The organism is Ureibacillus thermosphaericus (assembly GCF_012396605.1).
Taxonomy (GTDB): Bacteria; Bacillota; Bacilli; order Bacillales_A; family Planococcaceae; genus Ureibacillus; species Ureibacillus thermosphaericus.
This window is the reverse complement of record NZ_JAAXPW010000072.1, coordinates 1-1624: the sequence shown is the minus strand read 5'-3', so window position 1 is coordinate 1624 and position 1624 is coordinate 1. Positions and strand designations below refer to the sequence as shown.

The window sequence follows — 1624 nt, the reverse complement described above, 5'->3', positions numbered from 1 at the left end:
AGAAGACAAGCTATTCACGGAAGTTATGAAAACTTGCGTCAATTATCTTAATTGAACCGCCGTATACGGAACCGTACGTACGGTGGTGTGAGAGGACGGGAGCTAATCACTCCCTCCTACTCGATTAATATTCTTCATTTGCTTTCAATAATTGTGGTGCTTTTTTCATTGTCCAAAGGTGAGCTAATATGTAACAGGCAAATAAGATGAATGCACCAAGAATAAATGGTGAAGATAATTTCCATTCAAGCATTATTCCTGCGAGGGCGGGACCAACCATATTACCTAAACTCATATATGCATTATTCATTCCAGCGGCAAAACCTTGCTCAGCCCCTGCCAATTTCGAAATTAATGTGTTGACTGCTGGCCGAATAAAAGTTGTGGCAATTTGGAAAATAGACGTAATGGTAATAATAATGAAAAATCCTTTTATATACACCATACCAACCATGGAAAGTGCAGCAATAATCAAATTGACTAATATAACTTTCATCTCACCGAATCGTTTAAATAGCTGGTCGACAATATATACTTGTAAAATTACACCAAGAAAACCGCCGATTATCATAACGATAGCGATATCCATAGGCGTATAGCCAAATTTATAAGTTAAGTACATAGACAACGTCGATTGGAAATTTGCGATACCAAAACTAAAAACAAAGACGACTAATAACATGACGAAGTAGGGCGTATGAAGGGAACGTAATAATTGTTGAAAGATGTTATCTTTCCCTTTTGTTATTAATCGTTCTTTCTGTTGTTGTTTAATATTCGGTAACACGATAAAAGAAACGATGGCTGCTATTAAAGCAACGATCCCTCCAAAATAAAAGGGAAAATGCAAATTCACTTTAGCTAAAAATCCACCAATCCCTGGCCCAATCATAAATCCAAGAGATATGGCTGCTCCGAGAAATCCCATTCCTTTTCCCCGTTCTTCCACTGTTGTAATATCCGCTACATAGGCCATCACCGGTGGCATGATGAAGGCAGCGCCAGCTCCTGACAAGAAACGGGCAAAAAACAGCATCCAAATTGCTTTTGCTATCCCAAAGAAGATTTGTGAAAATCCAAAAACGATTAATCCCAAAATGACAAAGAATTTTCGTCCATATAAATCCGATAAATTCCCTGCGATCGGAGAAAAAATAAATTGGGCAAAGGCAAAATCAGCAACTAAAAATCCGAGGATGGTACCCCCAACTCCAAAAAGATCCAGGTAGGAAGGTAACACCGGAACCACCATTCCAATGCCTCCCATTGTAATGAATAAGTTAAACATTAACATAAACATGACCAACTTTTTCTTTCTCTGTGACATTCCGATCACCTTCCATTTAATTCAAAAAACTTACTATGAAATAATGAACTATTTTATCATATTACAATAAGGAAAATATCACTACCGTCGCATAAATGATGTCTGAATTTTCAGTTTTATTTTTTCTGGACTTTAGAGAAAAAACGAAAACACCTAAGCGAGGGTAGTAGACATCCATTTTTTTACTATAACCTATGACTTGTGCAACAACGACTGGCAAACCTTTATGGGACGCCGTTTCCTTCGATTTTTCGTAACCAAATGTGAGCGGATTTCCACAAAGAAGCCTTCAAATAG

The 1624-nt window shown here is 37.5% G+C and carries 1 protein-coding gene; it reads right to left on the bottom strand.

The genetic code is table 11. The annotated features are described in order from the left end of the window. Window positions 1-124 precede the first annotated feature (124 nt). Window positions 125-1327 carry an MFS transporter gene (locus HF990_RS14735; protein WP_026019072.1) on the bottom strand — a complete coding sequence of 401 codons (1203 nt, stop codon included), beginning with the start codon at window positions 1325-1327 and terminating at the stop codon, window positions 125-127. Between the last annotated feature and the right edge of the window lie 297 nt (window positions 1328-1624).

Excerpts from the sequence above, each read along its gene's own strand:
- HF990_RS14735 (WP_026019072.1), bottom strand. The coding sequence starts at position 1,327 with ATGTCACAGAGAAAGAAAAAGTTGGTCATGTTTATGTTAATGTTTAAC.